17 protein-coding genes and 1 pseudogene are annotated in these 15,423 nt (G+C 63.8%); 13 read left to right on the top strand and 5 right to left on the bottom strand.

Going from position 1 to position 15,423, the window contains the following annotated elements; all coding sequences use genetic code 11:
* Positions 1 to 42 precede the first annotated feature (42 nt).
* Entirely contained in the window at positions 43 to 1,554 is a 1,512-nt protein-coding gene (locus JQ631_RS20915) for an ABC transporter substrate-binding protein (RefSeq protein WP_212328791.1), read from the bottom strand.
* A gap of 268 nt (positions 1,555 to 1,822) precedes the next feature.
* On the opposite strand from JQ631_RS20915, the gene JQ631_RS20910 reads away from it, so the two are divergent.
* The 9 genes from JQ631_RS20910 to JQ631_RS20870 all read left to right on the top strand — a co-directional run bounded on the left by JQ631_RS20910 (position 1,823) and on the right by JQ631_RS20870 (position 9,932).
* Positions 1,823 to 2,989: an ROK family transcriptional regulator gene (locus JQ631_RS20910; RefSeq protein WP_349645010.1), complete on the top strand. Its 1,167-nt coding sequence runs from the start codon at positions 1,823 to 1,825 to the stop codon at positions 2,987 to 2,989.
* Entirely contained in the window at positions 2,986 to 3,762 is a 777-nt protein-coding gene (nagB, locus tag JQ631_RS20905; protein WP_212328789.1) for a glucosamine-6-phosphate deaminase, read from the top strand. Before JQ631_RS20910 ends, nagB begins: the two co-directional genes overlap by 4 nt.
* The gene (gene ggt / locus JQ631_RS20900) at positions 3,759 to 5,354 is read left to right on the top strand and encodes a gamma-glutamyltransferase (protein ID WP_212328788.1); all 1,596 of its coding nucleotides are present in this window, start codon (positions 3,759 to 3,761) and stop codon (positions 5,352 to 5,354) included. Before nagB ends, ggt begins: the two co-directional genes overlap by 4 nt.
* Before the next feature lie 47 nt (positions 5,355 to 5,401).
* Positions 5,402 to 7,012, top strand: coding sequence for an ABC transporter ATP-binding protein (locus JQ631_RS20895; protein ID WP_212331471.1), 1,611 nt, complete (start codon positions 5,402 to 5,404; stop codon positions 7,010 to 7,012).
* Between the two features lie 35 nt (positions 7,013 to 7,047).
* On the top strand, positions 7,048 to 8,277 hold the full coding sequence (locus tag JQ631_RS20890) for a Gfo/Idh/MocA family protein (RefSeq protein ID WP_212328787.1): 1,230 nt from the start codon (positions 7,048 to 7,050) through the stop codon (positions 8,275 to 8,277).
* 161 nt (positions 8,278 to 8,438) lie between these two features.
* Positions 8,439 to 8,699, top strand: a complete 261-nt coding sequence (locus JQ631_RS20885) for a hypothetical protein (protein WP_212328786.1) — start codon at positions 8,439 to 8,441, stop codon at positions 8,697 to 8,699.
* A gap of 237 nt (positions 8,700 to 8,936) precedes the next feature.
* A complete protein-coding gene (locus tag JQ631_RS20880; RefSeq protein ID WP_212328785.1) occupies positions 8,937 to 9,185 on the top strand; it encodes a hypothetical protein in 249 nt (82 codons plus the stop codon).
* Between the two features lie 110 nt (positions 9,186 to 9,295).
* Positions 9,296 to 9,553 (top strand): hypothetical protein, encoded by a 258-nt coding sequence (locus JQ631_RS20875; protein ID WP_212328784.1) that lies wholly within the window; start codon positions 9,296 to 9,298, stop codon positions 9,551 to 9,553.
* A 130-nt stretch (positions 9,554 to 9,683) separates the two neighbouring features.
* The gene (locus tag JQ631_RS20870) at positions 9,684 to 9,932 is read left to right on the top strand and encodes a DUF6894 family protein (RefSeq protein WP_212328783.1); all 249 of its coding nucleotides are present in this window, start codon (positions 9,684 to 9,686) and stop codon (positions 9,930 to 9,932) included.
* Here the strand turns inward: JQ631_RS20870 and JQ631_RS20865 are convergent.
* Both JQ631_RS20865 and JQ631_RS20860 read right to left on the bottom strand, forming a co-directional pair.
* Positions 9,929 to 10,141, bottom strand: a complete 213-nt coding sequence (locus JQ631_RS20865) for a hypothetical protein (protein ID WP_212328782.1) — start codon at positions 10,139 to 10,141, stop codon at positions 9,929 to 9,931. The genes JQ631_RS20870 and JQ631_RS20865 overlap by 4 nt on opposite strands.
* Positions 10,138 to 10,338 (bottom strand): hypothetical protein, encoded by a 201-nt coding sequence (locus tag JQ631_RS20860; RefSeq protein ID WP_212328780.1) that lies wholly within the window; start codon positions 10,336 to 10,338, stop codon positions 10,138 to 10,140. The genes JQ631_RS20865 and JQ631_RS20860 overlap by 4 nt, the downstream gene beginning before the upstream one ends.
* 332 nt (positions 10,339 to 10,670) lie before the next feature.
* On the opposite strand from JQ631_RS20860, the gene JQ631_RS20855 reads away from it, so the two are divergent.
* Positions 10,671 to 10,853, top strand: coding sequence for a hypothetical protein (locus tag JQ631_RS20855; RefSeq protein WP_212331622.1), 183 nt, complete (start codon positions 10,671 to 10,673; stop codon positions 10,851 to 10,853).
* Between the two features lie 210 nt (positions 10,854 to 11,063).
* Here the strand turns inward: JQ631_RS20855 and JQ631_RS20850 are convergent, their stop codons facing one another.
* The gene (locus JQ631_RS20850) at positions 11,064 to 12,596 is read right to left on the bottom strand and encodes an FAD-dependent monooxygenase (RefSeq protein ID WP_212328779.1); all 1,533 of its coding nucleotides are present in this window, start codon (positions 12,594 to 12,596) and stop codon (positions 11,064 to 11,066) included.
* Positions 12,597 to 12,764: 168 nt separating this feature from the next.
* Complete coding sequence (locus JQ631_RS20845) at positions 12,765 to 12,962, bottom strand: hypothetical protein (RefSeq protein WP_212328777.1); 198 nt, start codon at positions 12,960 to 12,962, stop codon at positions 12,765 to 12,767.
* A gap of 158 nt (positions 12,963 to 13,120) precedes the next feature.
* Between JQ631_RS20845 and JQ631_RS20840 the strand changes: the two genes are divergently transcribed.
* From JQ631_RS20840 to JQ631_RS32585, 3 genes and pseudogenes are all read left to right on the top strand, one after another.
* Entirely contained in the window at positions 13,121 to 13,498 is a 378-nt protein-coding gene (locus JQ631_RS20840; RefSeq protein ID WP_212328775.1) for a VOC family protein, read from the top strand.
* A 637-nt stretch (positions 13,499 to 14,135) separates the two neighbouring features.
* On the top strand, positions 14,136 to 14,432 hold the full coding sequence (locus JQ631_RS20835; protein ID WP_212331468.1) for a hypothetical protein: 297 nt from the start codon (positions 14,136 to 14,138) through the stop codon (positions 14,430 to 14,432).
* Positions 14,433 to 14,460: 28 nt separating this feature from the next.
* Positions 14,461 to 15,069, top strand: a pseudogene (locus JQ631_RS32585) (phage terminase large subunit); the annotation flags it as partial.
* Between the last annotated feature and the right edge of the window lie 354 nt (positions 15,070 to 15,423).

The raw sequence follows: 15,423 nt of genomic DNA, 5'->3' as shown, positions 1-15,423 counted from the left end.
CAGACTAGTCCTCATCCCAGGGAAAACGCGCGACGTTGCGCGTCAATTCACTGGCTTGACACCCACCAATCGCAAGAGCCCGTCTGGCACCATGACGATGCCGCCGACCGATTTGCGAGCGGCGAAGAACCAGTTGGGGTGATAGAGAGGAATCGACGAGAGCGCCGTCAGGTAAATGTCAGTCGCCTTCGCGTAGAGGGCCTTGCGCTTGGCCTCGTCGGCTTCGCCTCGTGCTTGAGTCAGGATCGCATCGAGATCCTTGTTGCAATATTTGTTGACGTTCTGGGAGCCTGCGCAACTGAAGAATGCGACCAGTGTCGGATCCGGATCAGGGCGGCCGCTCCAGTTGCCGATATAGGCTTCGAAATTGCCGTTCAGGTAGCGCTCGATGGCGGTGGTCGTTTCCATGGGCAACAGTTTCACGTCAAAGCCGGCCTCGGCCGCCATTGACTGCATGATCTGTGCGACGCGGGAGTCACCGGCCGTATTCTCGTACGAAATTTCGACCGGGACTCGGGTCATTCCGGCCGCTGCAATCAATGCCTTGGCTTTGGCAACGTCGCGAGCCGGCGCCTTGTGTGCGCTATCGTAGAATGGAGACGACGGCGGAATCATCTGGTTGTCCGCCAGAAACTCGCCGTTGAAGGCGACGCGGTTGATGACGTTGCGATCGATCGCAAGCTCAAAGGCCTGCCGCAGCGTCGCGTTCTTGCCGAGTGGCGTATCGGCCTTCGCGCCTGCGCCGACATTGAACATCAGATGCGAAACCGCGAGTCCCTTGCCGGAATGAAGCGTGAGATTGGGGTCGTCGCGAACGGTCTTGAGATCGGTGGGTGCCACGCGTTCCGCGAGCTCGAGATCGCCCGCTCGTACCCGCGACAACCGCACGGTCGAGTCGGGGACGTAGTAATAGACGACCTCGTCGTAGCCGACGGCGCCAGCGTTCCAGTAGCCGGGATACTTCTTGAGGCGAATGAGGTCACGCGACTTGCGCTCGACGAATTGGTACGGACCCGCACAGACCGGCGCAGCTGCAAATTCGCCGGCTTTCTCCGTTGCCGCCTTCGGCGATACCATCATGCCGGCGCGATCGCTGAGATTGGCAAGCAGCGGCACGAACGGTTCCGACAGGTTGAACTTGACCTTGTCCGCCGCAAGGGCCTCGACGCTCATGATCGGCGCAAGCTCGGCTTTGCGCTTCGAATCCGGCATCGTCTTCATGCGCTCGATATTGAACTTGACCGCAGCGCCATCGAACGCGGTGCCATCATGGAACGTGACATTCTTGCGCAGGGTGAAGGTGATCGACTTGCCATCCGCGGCCCACTCCCAGGACTCTGCCAGCTGTGGCAAGATCTTGAGGTCAGGGGAGATATCGACAAGCTTGTCGCACAGCGCAGCAAACACGAACCGGCCGGAATAAGTGCCGCTGAGTGCCGGGTCGAGCGCATCGGGATCGTCCTGAATGCCGACCCGCAGCGTCGCAGCATGCGCCGAGATGAGGCCCGACCCGATCATCAAGATTGTCGCCAACGCTGTGCCGATCCGCTTCATACGGAATTCCTTTCATCCAAGGATTCTTTGCCAAGGCTCTGCTGTCGAAGGTCAAGACAAGCACGCCGACTTCAATTTGTAAATGTCTAGAACAAATCGACTTAGGGCGTAGAATGATGGCGTATTATAACACCTCTTACGAGAAGAAATGCGTTCTCGTATCCCCCTTGACGGCGGCGCCCGGTCAGCATTAGTTCGGTATATTGACGAATTGGATTGAGCCTCCATGCCAGATGCCCCCTCGTCGCCAATTGCGCGACAACAATCCGTGCGCCTCGTCGTCGAGTGCCTGTTGCGCGATCGCGCGGTATCGCGGGCGGAGCTCTCTCGCAGCACCGGCTTGTCGAAGCAGACCATCTCCGAAGTCATGCGCGACCTCGAACGCGACGGCTGGGTGCGCGAGGACGGGCAAATCCAGGGCAGCGTGGGTAGAAGTGCAGTCACCTATGCCTTGCGGCCGGACGCCGCTTTCGTGCTGGGCATCGACCTTGGCGGCACAAAATTGCACGTTGCGCTTGCCGACCTGCACGGAGAGATCGTCGCCGAGAGCATCGAAGCGACGTCCGTCGACGGTGGTGCTGCTGTGGTCGCTCAGATCGGGCGCATGCAAGAGTCTCTGCTCCAGCGAGCATCCGTACCTGCGCAACGCCTGCGCGGCGGCGTGATGGGAAGTCCGGGGATCATCGATCCGGCGTCAGGCGCGATCGTCTTCGCCCCGAATATTCCCGGGCTCGATAGTCTGGATGTGCGGGCTGCATTGCGCGAGCGCCTCGGTATCGACGTCGCGATCGAGAACGACGTCAATCTCGCGGCGATCGGCGAACACTGGCGCGGCAACAGCCGCAAGGCCCGCAGCTTCGCTTTCATCGCCCTGGGCACCGGTATCGGCATGGGCATCTTTTCGGACGGCTATCTTGTGCGCGGCGCGCGTGGTGCGGCCGGCGAGATCGCCTACCTGCCACTTGGAGGCGATCCCTACGATACGCGCGGTCTTCGGCTGGGTACGCTGGAAACCGCCGTCGGCAGCGTCGGGATTGTCGAGCGCTATCTCGGCCTTGGTGGCGTCCCGGGCGGCACGGTGCGCGATGTCTTCGACCGGCTCGAGACCGATGAGGCGGCACGAATCACAATCGACGAAGTCAGCCGGATCCTCGCGAGCGCGATCCTGGCCGTGCACAGCATCCTCGATTCAGAGATCATCATCATGGGTGGCAGCATCGGCGCGCGGCCCGAGTTGAAGCTGCGGGTCGATGAGCATCTCGGGCGCTGCATGCGCCAGCCCGTTCGTATCGAGCTGAGCGCGCTCGGCAATCGTGCCACGCTGATCGGCGCGATCGGCAGCGCGATAGACCTCGTGCATCGCTCGCTGTTTGGCATCGGCAGGGACGCGGGCCCTCTTGCCCTTCCCGCCATGGCGGCAGATGTCGCCGCATGAAACAATATCCGCCGAGAATTGAGGTTGTCGGCAACGCGGATGCAGTCGCGGAGCGCGCGGCCGCAACGATCATCGGCCAGTTGCGCGATCGACAGCCGGTTACCCTCGGTCTTGCCACCGGCGCAACAATGACGCCGCTCTATGCCCGTCTTGTCACGGCAACACGCGCCGGCCTGATCTCCTTCCGCGCTGCATCGAGCTTCAACCTCGACGAATATGTCGGGGTTGCGCCGCAATCGCCGGGGAGTTTCCGGGCCTACATGCAGGAGCATTTGTTTCGGCACGTGGACATGCCGGCGGAGCGAGCCAGAATCCCTGACGGCATGGCCGCCGACGTCGCCGCCGAGGCGGCACGCTACGAGGCGCAGATCGCGGCAGCCGGTGGTATCGATCTGCTGTTGCTCGGTATCGGCACCAACGGCCATATCGGCTTCAATGAGCCGGGGTCGGATTTCGCCTCGCGCACCCGCGAGATCAGGCTTGACGAAGCGACCCGCACTGCCAATGCCGGGAGTTTTCCTGATCGCGCATCAGTTCCTCGACGTGCCATTACGATGGGTGTCGCGACAATCCTGGACGCGAAACGGATTCTTCTTGTTGCAACAGGACCGGAGAAGGCAGCCGCGGTCGCGGCAGCAATCGAGGGCCCTGTTGGGACGGCTTGCCCTGCGTCAGCCCTTCGGCTGCATGGCAACGTCGACGTTCTCTGCGATGAATCGGCGGCCGCTGCGCTTGTCAATCGGCCTTACACCAACGATCGGAGAAGGGCATGAGCTGGCGACAGCGCGATTTCATGGTGCCGGGACGGTCCCTGGCGGTCGGCGATCGGGGTATGGTCGCGGCCTCTCACCCCGCTGTCACGCTGGCTGCGGTCGAAATCCTGCGGAGCGGCGGTAACGCCGTCGACGCCGCGATCGGTGCCATTGCTCTTCAGGGCGTCATCGATCCGCACATGACCGGCATCGGTGGCGATTGCTTTGCGATTTATGCGCCCGCCTCAGGCAAACCCGTCGCCATCAACGGTTCGGGTCGAGCGCCGGCGAAGGCAGAGCTTGGCTGGTTCCGGCAGTCGGGATTGACGTCGATCCCGGACGACTCGCCCCATGCGGTGACAATTCCAGGCGCTGTCGATGCCTGGTGCCGGCTCTCTGCCGATTATGGTTCAAAAGCGCTGGACGAGGTTTTGGCGCCTGCGATCCAGGCGGCCGAGAATGGTTTCGTGGTGACTCCACGTGCCGCCCTGGACTGGGCACGCTACGCCAATCGCATCGAACGGCATCGGACCGGTGTGCCGGTGTATCTGCCCGGTGGAGCTGCGCCCGACGTCGGCGGCAGGCTCGGCCATCCTGCCCTCGGCGCAACGTTGCGCCGGATCGCGCGTGAAGGACGGGCCGCGTTCTACGAAGGCGCTGTTGCCGAAGAAATCGTCGCAGTTCTGCAGGCGATGGGCGGACTGATGACGCTCGAGGATCTGGCGAGTGCCCGGCCTGAATACGTGGAGCCGATCAGTGCCGACTATCGTGATCATCAGATCTGGCAATGCCCGCCGAACGGCCAGGGCGTCGCGGCACTGTTGATCGCCCGAATCCTTGCCGGCTTCGATATGGCCGATCCGGCGCTCGGCGAGGCAGACCGCATCCATCTTTTGGCCGAGGCGACCAAGGCGGCCTACCGGCAGCGCGATGCGCTCATCGCGGATCCCTTGTTCCGTCCGTTCGATATCGACGCGCTGCTCTCGGAGGCATCAGTCGGGGCCCTGCGCTCCCGCATCAGCCGCGGGCGCGCGAGCGCACCAACGGACTTCGACATGCCTGTGCATCGTGATACCGCCTACGTCGCGGTCGTCGATCGCGACGGCAACATGGTGTCTCTCATCAATTCGCTGTTCTTCGCTTTCGGGAGCGGCATCTACGCTCCTCGCTCTGGCGTGTTGCTGCAGAACAGAGGTTCGGGGTTCTCACTCGTCGACGGGCACCCCAATGCCATCGCGCCACGAAAACGTCCGTTCCACACCATTATTCCAGGTCTGTTGGCCAGGCATGGCAAGCCGGTCATGGCTTTTGGCGTGATGGGCGGTCAATATCAGGCGACAGGGCATGTGCAGATCCTGAGCGGCATGCTTGATCGCGGTTGGGATGTTCAGCAGTCCTCGGACGCGCCACGCAGCTTTGCATTCGACGGCGTGCTGACGCTCGAACCTACGATTTCCTCCTCGGTGGCTGATGATTTGATCGGTCGCGGCCATCGTGTGATCTGGGCCGACGAACCGCTGGGAGGTTGCCAGGCCGTGCACATCGATGTTCGCAGGGGCGTCATGTTTGGCGCGTCGGATCATCGCAAGGACGGCATCGCATTGGCGGCGTGATCGGGACGAGGGAGAAGCGCGATGTTGGATCGGGTCAAATGAACGACATGGCCGAACCGATCCTGTCAATTGAGCTGCTGACGCTGGCGCTGCCCGGCGGTGCTGATCGTGCCTTCGCCGTGGAAGGCGTCTCCCTTGCCCTGCACGCGCGGGAGATCCTCTGCGTGGTCGGCGAGTCCGGCTCCGGCAAATCGGTCTGCGCCTCGGCCGCTATGGGGTTGCTTCCGAAAGCCATTCGTCCGGTTGCAGGAGCAATCCGCTTCGAAGGGCGCGATTTGCTGAGACTGGCGCCCGCAGAATGGCGAGGATTGCGTGGGCGGCGCATCGCGATGATCTTCCAGGAGCCGATGACGGCACTCAATCCTGTGATCAGGATCGGTGATCAGATCATGGAGGCATTCGAGGCGCACGAGCAGCTCACCCCGCCCGAGCGGAAGCTGCGCATGCGCGCACTCCTCGAGGAAGTGGGCCTGCGCGACCTGGAGCGGATTGTCCGCAGCTATCCGCATCAGTTGTCGGGCGGCCAGCGTCAGCGCGCCATGATCGCCATGGCGCTGGCGCTCGAGCCGTCGGTCCTGGTGGCGGACGAACCAACCACGGCGCTTGACGTCACCACGCAAGCGCAAATCCTTCGGCTCATCCGCGACATCCAGCAGCGGCGCGGCATGGCGGTGCTTTTCATCACACATGATTTCGGCGTCGTCGCCGACATCGCGGACCGCGTCGCGGTCATGGAGAAGGGGCGGGTGGTTGAACAGGGGCCGGTCGAAGATGTTCTTAGGCGCCCACAAGATCCCTATACACGCCGGCTGCTCGCTGCCGTACCGGGGGGAACCCCGCCGGATCGGGCGCAAGTCAAGGACGAGCCGATTGCCTGTGCGGCGACCGGGCTTGCAAAGACTTATCGGGGAAGCGGATGGTTTGGAGCGCAGACCGAGGTCGCGGCGGTCAAGGACGTAAGCTTCGAGATCCGGCGCGGCGAGACGCTCGGCCTGGTCGGCGAGTCGGGCTCGGGCAAGAGCACGATCGGACGATTGGTGATGCGTCTCACCGACGCAGATGCCGGCGTGGTCCGCATCGGCGAACTTGATTTCTCCGAGGCTCGCGGAGCGCGTCTACGGGCCGCCCGCAAACATATGCAGATGGTTTTCCAGGATCCGTTTGCCTCGCTCAATCCGCGCCGCCGCGTCGGACGGATCATCGCCGACGGTCCAATCGCGCACGGAGTTCCGGCGGCACAGGCCTTCGCGCGCGCCGAGGAGCTTTTGACACTCGTTGGTCTCGATCCGGCCGCTGTGCGACGCTTTCCGCATGAGTTTTCCGGTGGGCAGCGCCAGCGGATCGGCATTGCGCGCGCGCTGGCGCTCGACCCGGAGGTCCTGGTCGCGGACGAACCTGTGTCGGCGCTCGACGTCTCGGTCCAGGCGCAGGTGCTCGCGCTGCTCGAGACGCTGAAGCAGAAGCTGCGGCTCGCGGTGCTGTTCATCACCCACGATCTCAACGTTGCGGCGCAGGTCTGCGATCGAATTGCCGTCATGCGTCTTGGTGAGATCGTCGAGATCAGGCCGACCGCAGACCTGCTCAATCGGCCTGAGCATCCCTATACGCAGGCCTTGCTGGCCGCGATTCCGGGGCGGCAACGGAAAGCGCCGAACTGATCCAAGCCCATGCCATCATCCAAAGGAGGCCTGATATGCAGAAGCTCACCGAACTTCCGATACTGCGTGTCGGGCTCATCGGCAGCGGCTTTATCGCCGCGTTCCATCTGCAGTCCATGCTCGGCGTACGCAATGTCAGCGTCGGCGGCGTGTACAGCCGCTCTGCTGAGCGTCGTGCGCGGATCGGGGACAAGGCGCGCAGTCTCGGCCTTGGACAGGCGCGCGAGTTCGACAGCATCGAGGCCATGGCCATGTCCGGCGAGGTCGATGCGCTCTGGCTGCTGACGCCGAACGACACGCGTCTCGACATCATGCGCGAGATTCACCGCGTGACCAAGGCTGGAGCTCCCCTGCGTGCCGTTGCTTGCGAAAAGCCGTTGGCTCGGACCCTTGCCGAAGCGCGGGAAATGCGCAGGCTTGCCGAGGATGCGGGCCTGCTCCACGGCTATCTGGAGAACCAGATATTTTCGACTGCGGTGATGCGCGGCAAGGACATCATCTGGCGGCGGGCCGTGCCCGGGAGCGGTCGCCCCTATCTTGCTCGCGCGGCGGAGGAGCATTCCGGACCCCACGAGCCGTGGTTCTGGGAGGGCGAAAAGCAGGGAGGCGGCGTGCTGTCCGACATGATGTGCCATTCGGTCGAGGTCGCACGCTTCATGCTGACCGCGCCTGGTGCAAAGCGCGATTCGTTGCGGCTGGTCAGCGCCAGTGCCACGACGGCCAATCTCAAATGGACGCGGCCTCGTTATGCCGCCGACCTCAAGGCGCGAATGGGCGTCGACTTTGCCAAGCGTCCCGTCGAGGACTTCGCGCGCGGCATCCTCACGATGGAAGATGTCGAGGGGCATCAACTGATGATCGAGGCGACGACATCGTGGGCTTACGTTGGGGCGGGGCTGCGTATCCAGCTCGAATTGCTTGGTCCCGAATATTCGATGGAGTTCTCGTCGCTTTCGACCGGGCTCAAGGTCTTCCTGTCACGCACGCTCACCGGCTCGGAGGGCGAGGATCTGGTCGAGAAGCAGAACGCCGAACAGGGCCTGATGCCCGTGATCGAGGATGAAGCCGGCATCTACGGTTACACGGACGAAAACCGTCATATGGTCGAAGCGTTCAGGCTTGGTACGAGCCCCAGTGAGACCTTTGATGATGGAGTAGGGGTCATGGAAATGCTCATGGGACTCTATCGCTCTGCGGAGCTCGGCCAAACCGTGCACTTCCCGGATCCTGAGCTCGAACAATACGTCCCGCTGGTGGCGCGATGATAGCAGGGCATCACCTTGATACTTGAGCGAGGTGCGATCATCAGCGAGCGGTCGGGCGGACTTTCTTGCCCGGTCGATTGAACCTGCATCCTCTCCGGCGACACCAAGACAGGCAGAGCTGTTGCCCTGGCCGGAGCCCGGGCTGGAGAACGGATGCTTGCATGAACCCCGCGCTGGATCTGCTCTATCGGTTTGTCACGATCGGGTTCAGCATCTACTGGGCCCGCAAGGCCTGGTATGGCTACGTCGAGCGCAAGATCCTGTTCGTCAATGACGACTGGCTGGACTGGTCGAGATGGTCGCGGCAGGAATTTTACCGGGACACCATGCCGATCCGGTACTGGATGCAGATGGGCGGCACGGCCTTCGGCTCGCTGCTGTGCCTGGTCGGCGCGATCATCGGATGGGCGCCCAATAGCTGAGCGTCCCGGGCTCGCGCGACGCGACCTTGCCTTCGACGAAACAATTGAAACATAGCTGAAACCAGATCGTTCTGAACTCCTTCGCTGCAGGGCCCGACCAACGGAGCGAAAAGGAGATCATCATGATCCAGGTCGGTTCGAAGGAAGAAGTTGCGTTGCTGCTGGCGCTGTTCGGGACGCATTCCCAGCCCATCAGGAAGCCGAAGCCGAAATCCCCGCGCAGCTAAGGCCAAATCCATGGCGGGGTTGGCCGATTGCCTGAGCTTTCTGCGTTTGCTGATCGCGAGGGGAGATCCGAAAGGCATCCCGCTGGCGACGGGCGCGATCGACGACTATCTGGCGATGGCCCCGGTCAGCGCGCGAAGTCGCGGCTTGCGCGCGCTGCAGCAGGACGCGCTCGAGCTGCATGTGACCTCGGTCGGCGTGCAGCGCTCGTTCGCCGAGACGGTTGACGCCTATATCCAGCGCAAGCTGGCGGAGGAGTAGGGCGCTCAGGGCTCTTACTGATTGTCCCGGAAAGAGTTGGCATCGCTCTTGCTGCATGAGGTCTTAATTCCAACCCGGCCGATCGTGCCGTTTCAGATTGAGGCGATCCCATGCAGTCCACGTCCCGTTTCGAAGCGACAGCGTCCTTGCAGCTCCACGCTCTGATCTCCGACCTGCACTGGCGGATCCAGATGCTCGAGAGCGACATTGCCGAGGAAGAGCGCAATTCCGGCAATGCCGACCCCGGCAGCCCCATGTATTCCACGCTGGCCCAGGCATTGCGTGCGCGCCGGGACAATCTGCGGACCTCGGTTGCCCTGCTGGAGGCGCGGGTGGAGCGGCCGGCGGAGTTGCAGCGAGCAGCGTAGCCGTCCCGGAACATGACGGACCGCAATCGACCCGAAGTGCCATGCCGCAGAGGCTGTGGTCTCCTGTCCTGAATTTAAGGAACGGATGCCTCCCGCTGCTCTTTCATCCCAAGGCAAAGGGATGCTCGCCATGGCACGCTATTTCTTCGATCTGCTCGAGGGCGATCTCCTCGCCGTCGACGAGGAGGGCCTGGAGCTTTCCAGCCTCCGCGCGGTGCAGGCCGAGGCTGCCAAGTCGCTCGCCGACATGGCACGGGATGCGGTGCACAGCTTTCCGCCCGCGACGGGCCGCCAGAACATGGCGATCGAGGTCCGCGACGCAGCGGGGCCCGTGATGCAGGTCAAGTTCACCTTCGAGGTCGAAAACCTCAGGTCCTAGCGCTCAGCCCGCGAGTCCTGCGCCTCGGGCGGCCACGCCCCCTTCAGCAAACCGATCTTGCGGCCGAGCTGCCAGACCTCGACGTCGCCGCGGCGTGCAAACCGCCGCGCAAAGGCAAGGGCGGACGTGTCGCTGGAAGCCTCGAACGCCTCGGCGGCGCGAAAGACGCCGTCTTCACCGACGAGATAGGCACGGTATTGCTGGGTCATGTCGGCGCCCTCAGGCCCGGCGAATGCAGCCAGGCGTCGATCTGCATCGCCATCTCGTCCTGCCGCGCGCGGCGCAGCAGCGTCTCGCGGCGATGTCCCGGCGCAAGCCCGCGCGCCTGCTCGCGCAATTGCACGGCTTCCTCTGCGAGCCTCTGGTGGAGTGTCCTGGTCTGCTTGAAACGACGCCGCTTCAACATGGCGCTGCTCCCATGTTCGAGAAGGCGGGAGCGCGATCGGGCGTTCTCATCACCGATGGATACCACGGGTCTTGCGGTGATAATTGATTGTACGTCTCGTACCGGGAGCGTCCTCATCATTTGATAGGTCCGCGGAAAAAACTCTGTGATGATTCGAGTGCAACGTTTGGGCCTTTTGAGATACTTACTCATTTTGCACTGCGGCCAAAGTTCACTGTTGAACCAAGTCAGCCTGAGGTAGTTTACCCGGCATCACCGGCCAAGGTTCTGCCGTAGGCGTCGGTGGCTGAGAGACCGATTGCGCTCCCGCCTGCATCGCGAGGAGCATGGTCATGCCGGACAAGCGCGCGCCGATCCATCACGTCCACAACGAGACAGCCGCAATCGCGACCCAGAATGAGCGGGTGCGCAGCGAGATCGCAAGGGCGCTCGAGGTCTTGAAGACCCCAAGGCCGGACACCTTTCTTGGCCGCAGGACGCAGGATCCGTTTCCGAGCGAAGAGGAAGATTTCTGACTGCAGGCGCAGCCGCTTGCGCCGTTAGGAACTTAAGTTCCGGATTCGACTTTGTCAGCTGGCCGGCCTACCGCCGATTGACCGGCCTGGAATGGCGGCTCCGGCGCCCAAGCCCCCCGTCAGCGCCGGGGCCGTTTTCGGGATTTGCCAAGTCTTCGGGATCTACCAAGTCGCAAAAACACCGGCCATGCCTCCGCTGATCGCCAGAGCTCAGCGCGCCGCGCCGAACCATCTCGTCAGAGCCTCCGCAAGTCCGCCTTCGCTCCCATCACTCACCCACGCCACGTGCCCGTCGGGCCTCACCAGCACGGCCGCGGGCGCGTCGATCGCGCCGATGGCCGGAAGCGCCCATGCGCCCCCATAGCGGGCATCGACGCGCGTGACGCGACCGGCCCAAAGCGCGGTGTCCGGGATGTCCGGCACGTCGAGCCCGCCGAAATCGAGCAGCACGCCGCGCGCATCGTGCAGCAGCGTGAACAGCTGCATGGGGCGGCCCTCGACGGTCAAGGCGAGATCCGGCATGCGGCGGCCGAGCAGCGGATGCCCTTGGCCGAGATCATAGTGGATGTCGAGCCCGCTCATCATCGCGCCATAGCGCTTGCGCGGCTCGTCCATCGCCAGCAGCTCGGACACGACCTCGCGCGCGGCCTTGCGGCCGTCGTCATTGCGGCGGAGCAGGGCGATCTGCGCCCTGGTGTTGCGCAACACGCGCGCGGCCACAGGGTGGCGTTCGGCATGGTAGGTGTCGAGCAGGCTGTCGGGCGACTGGCGATGGACCGCCTGCGCCAGCTTCCAGCCGAGATTGACGGCATCCTGCAGGCCGGTGTTGAGGCCCTGTCCGCCGACGGAGTGATGGATATGCGCGGCGTCGCCGGCGAGCAGCACGCGTCCCCGGCGATACGCCACCGCCTGCCGTGCCGCATCGGTGAAGCGGGAGATCCAGGATGGGCTGTGGACGGCGAAATCGGTGCCGTACACGGCGATCAGCGCCGCGCTGAGATCGCGCAGGGTCGCTTCGCCGCGCCGTCCCAGCGTCGCTTCCGTCATCACCACCAGCACGCGCCCGCTCTCGGTCTTGCTGAGGCCGTGAAAGCCGAGTGCGTCGTGACGCAGGCCCCATTCCGGCGCCTCGCGCATCTCGACGTCTGCCATGAGGTTGCTCAGCGTCGGCTCGGAGCCGGCAAAATCGATGCCGGCCATCTTGCGCACCAGGCTGCGCCCGCCGTCACAGCCGACCAGATAATCTGCGCGCAACCTCTTGCCGCCCGCGAGCGTCACGTCGACGCAAGTGTCGCCCTGCACGACATCGCTCACCTCGCTGTTGCGATAGAAGGGGACGCCGAGCTCGGCGACCCAATCGGCCAAAATGCGTTCGATGTGGCCCTGCCGCAGCGCAAGCCCGTAAGGGTGCCGCGTGGGCAGGTCGCGGATGTCGAGCCGCGTCCAGGCAAAGCCCGCGAGCTGGGTGATTGTCCCTTCGCGCAGGAAGCGATCCGCAACGCCGCGCTGATCGAGGATCTCGATGCTGCGCGCGTGCAGGCCTCCGGCGCGCGTGCCGGTGAGATCCTGGCTGGCGCGGCGCTCGACGATGGCGACATCGGCTTTTGCGAGCGCCAGCTCCGCCGCCAGCATCAATCCGGTCGGCCCGCCGCCGGCGATCAACACGGCATGGTCGGCCGGCTTCTCGGCGCGGGTCGGCGAGGTGCGGGCGCGCGGGCGTGACGTCGGAAGCAGGACCGGCATGGTGACCCCTCTCGTTGCTGTGAGGCGCGGGGGTGTACACCGGGGGCGGGAGCTTGAAGCAAGCCCCTTGCGCACCACATATAGAGCTGGGAGGACGAGCGTTGTCCCCTTCGGCCGGGGTCTCCGCGGCATCGGGCATACACCCGCGATGCGCGCTGCCTTTGCGGCCTAATCATCCTTCGACAGATCGCCTGGCTTGGTGGGCAGGTCGATGGTTCCGCCGTCGCCGTGAACGAGATCGCGGTTGTTGTCTTCAGTCTCGCCGGCGTCTTCGATGACAGCCTCTTGCGTCTCCCGCTCCCTGTCGATGCGGGGCCTCTGCCCCGGCAGATCTCGTGACGTTTTGGGTGCAATCCTCGATGTCATGGCCGGTCCTCCCGTCGACCAACGCGCGAGGCCGTCAGATCGTTCGTTTGACACGTCGGGCAAAACACTGGCACAATGGCATCATCGAAAAAGTTGGTTCAGCCCGCGCGGAGAAATTCGCCGCGGGCTTTTTGATGCCGCTCAATCGGAGTGCATGCATGAGCCCGTCCGGAGCCCTGATCGCGATCCTGCCGTGCAACGACCTCGATGCGTCGGAGCGGTTCTACGCCAGGCTGGGCTTTGCGCGCCCGGACAGCGAAAGGCCGGCGCGAGGCGAGGCGGACACCTATCGCATGCTGTCGAACGGGCACGGCGGATATCTGCATCTGACCGACGCGGTCGAGGGATGGCTGACGCCGGGTCGTAACCCCTTCGGGCTCTATCTTTATCTCGAGGACGTCGACACTGCCGCGCGCGAGTTTCAGCAATCGGCGGAAGACAAGCCGTGGGGGATGTACGAATTTGCGATCTCTGATCCGGATGAGACGTTGGTGCGGGTGGGGTGGCCGACACGGCTGCGCGGTGGGGGACGATAAATCGTCGGCGACCGGGTCAAAGTCGGTCGTTTGACACGTCGGGCAAAACACTGGCATGATGGCATCATCGAAAGAGTTTGGTTCAGCCCGCGCGGAATAATCCGTTGCGGGATTTTTTATGCCGGCGCGGTGCGCCCGGACAATCGTATCGTCGCGATTGTGACGACGCGCGGCTCGATCTCAGTCGAGGTTTGACACGTCGGGCAAAACACCGGCATAGTGGCATCATCGAAACGAGTTTGTCAGGCCCGCGCGGGAGCATCCGCTGCGGGCTTTTTCGTTTCGATCTCAGCAATCGGACGGCGTCCCGCGCATCGCGGCCTCGCACTTGCTTGATACGCGTTGAGGGAGCGCCGATCAGCGCGCCGCCGTCCGAACCAGTTTATTGGCCGTGCACGCGCGAACGTGCCGGCCTGCGGCGCGAGCCTGTGTTTGCGCCGCCGCGGTCCCCGGAGGGGATAAGGTTCGCGCCGAAACGATCGCGCGTCGTGCCGCGATCTGCCGCACTGTTGTTCGCCTTGTTTTCTCCTGGAGGAACGATGACGGCCTATCTGATATCGCTCGCGCTCGCGGGCCTGATCGCAATTGTGATGTGGGAGATGTTTGCTTGAGTGACGGTCTATTATACGAGCCAAAGATCGCGAACGTTTACCGGCCTGTCGCGAAGAAGCCATCGAAGGCGCGTACGCTGACCGAGATCCGATCGCTCGCGCGCAGTCATACCAGGACGGCGGTCAATGTGCTCGTCGGCATCATGCGCAACGCCGATGCGACGCCGGCCGCCCGCGTCTCCGCGGCCAACGCGATCCTCGATCGCGGCTGGGGGCGGGCGACGCAGCCGATCGAGAACGGCGAAGACGGCGTGCTGGAATTGATCCATCGGATCGAGCGCATCATCGTGCATCCGGAGAATTCCGGCGGCGAGGAGTCCTAGCGCCGTCGCTGGAGAAGAGGCGCTCGCCATGTCGACCCTGAAAATCCCAACAGCCAAGATCTTCGCGCCGCTGCTGAAACCCGCGCGCTACAAGGGCGGTTACGGCGGGCGCGGCTCGGGGAAATCACATTTCTTCGGCGAACTGCTCGTTGAGACCTGCCAGGCCGAGCGCGGCACGCTCGCGGTCTGCATCCGCGAGGCGCAGCGGACGCTGGCGCAATCGTCGAAGCGGCTGATCGAGGGCAAGATCGCGAGCCTCGGGCTCGGTCACGGTTTCAAGCTTTTCAGCGACAAGATCGAGACGCCCGGCGACGGGCTGATCATCTTCCGCGGACTTCAGGATCACACGGCGGATTCGATCAAATCCCTGGAGGGATTCCGCATCGCCTGGATCGACGAGGCGCAGTCGCTGAGCGCGCGCAGCCTGGCGCTGCTGCGGCCGACCATCCGCGCCAGGGATTCCGAGCTATGGGCAAGCTGGAATCCGCGCCGCAAGAGCGATGCGATCGACGATTTTCTGCGTGGGCGAAAGCCGGAAGGCGCGGTGCTGGTGAAAGCCAACTGGCGCGACAATCCGTGGTTTCCGGACGTGCTGGATGAGGAGCGTCGGCTCGACCAGAAGCTCTATCCGGAGCGCTACGACCACATCTGGGAAGGCGACTATGCGCGTGCCTTCGAGGGGGCGTATTTCGCTTCGCTGTTGTCGGAGGCGCGCGTCCAGGGGCGAATCGGCAAAGTGTCGGCCGATCCACTGTTGCCGCTGCGTGCCTTCATCGATATCGGCGGCGCGGGCGCGGCCGCGGATGCCTTCACGATCTGGGTGGTGCAGTGGGTGGGCAACGAAATTCGCGCCGACTTCATCCATCTCAGGAAGTGGCGCAAGAGTGTAGAACAGGCGCAGAGCTATACGTTCAAAGCTGTAATCACGGTGATTGCCACCGGCCTGATGGGTGCCGTCTGGCTCGGCGTGAAGGTCGTGCTGAGCAAGTGA

It is taken from the genome of Bradyrhizobium manausense, assembly GCF_018131105.1.
Classification (GTDB): domain Bacteria; phylum Pseudomonadota; class Alphaproteobacteria; order Rhizobiales; family Xanthobacteraceae; genus Bradyrhizobium; species Bradyrhizobium manausense_B.
This window is presented reverse-complemented; position numbering and strand designations above follow the sequence as displayed.

Bases quoted from the DNA above. Each gene is read 5' to 3' on its own strand.
- JQ631_RS20870 (WP_212328783.1), top strand. From the start codon at position 9,684: ATGGCACGCTATTTCTTCGATCTGCTCGAGGGCGATCTCCTCGCCGTC.
- JQ631_RS20845 (WP_212328777.1), bottom strand. From the start codon at position 12,962: ATGACATCGAGGATTGCACCCAAAACGTCACGAGATCTGCCGGGGCAG.
- JQ631_RS20840 (WP_212328775.1), top strand. From the start codon at position 13,121: ATGAGCCCGTCCGGAGCCCTGATCGCGATCCTGCCGTGCAACGACCTC.
- JQ631_RS20915 (WP_212328791.1), bottom strand. From the start codon at position 1,554: ATGAAGCGGATCGGCACAGCGTTGGCGACAATCTTGATGATCGGGTCG.
- JQ631_RS20885 (WP_212328786.1), top strand. From the start codon at position 8,439: ATGAACCCCGCGCTGGATCTGCTCTATCGGTTTGTCACGATCGGGTTC.
- JQ631_RS20865 (WP_212328782.1), bottom strand. From the start codon at position 10,141: ATGACCCAGCAATACCGTGCCTATCTCGTCGGTGAAGACGGCGTCTTT.
- JQ631_RS20895 (WP_212331471.1), top strand. From the start codon at position 5,402: ATGGCCGAACCGATCCTGTCAATTGAGCTGCTGACGCTGGCGCTGCCC.
- nagB (WP_212328789.1), top strand. From the start codon at position 2,986: ATGAAACAATATCCGCCGAGAATTGAGGTTGTCGGCAACGCGGATGCA.
- JQ631_RS20875 (WP_212328784.1), top strand. From the start codon at position 9,296: ATGCAGTCCACGTCCCGTTTCGAAGCGACAGCGTCCTTGCAGCTCCAC.
- JQ631_RS20850 (WP_212328779.1), bottom strand. From the start codon at position 12,596: ATGCCGGTCCTGCTTCCGACGTCACGCCCGCGCGCCCGCACCTCGCCG.
- JQ631_RS20880 (WP_212328785.1), top strand. From the start codon at position 8,937: ATGGCGGGGTTGGCCGATTGCCTGAGCTTTCTGCGTTTGCTGATCGCG.
- JQ631_RS20890 (WP_212328787.1), top strand. From the start codon at position 7,048: ATGCAGAAGCTCACCGAACTTCCGATACTGCGTGTCGGGCTCATCGGC.
- JQ631_RS20855 (WP_212331622.1), top strand. From the start codon at position 10,671: ATGCCGGACAAGCGCGCGCCGATCCATCACGTCCACAACGAGACAGCC.
- JQ631_RS20860 (WP_212328780.1), bottom strand. From the start codon at position 10,338: ATGTTGAAGCGGCGTCGTTTCAAGCAGACCAGGACACTCCACCAGAGG.
- ggt (WP_212328788.1), top strand. From the start codon at position 3,759: ATGAGCTGGCGACAGCGCGATTTCATGGTGCCGGGACGGTCCCTGGCG.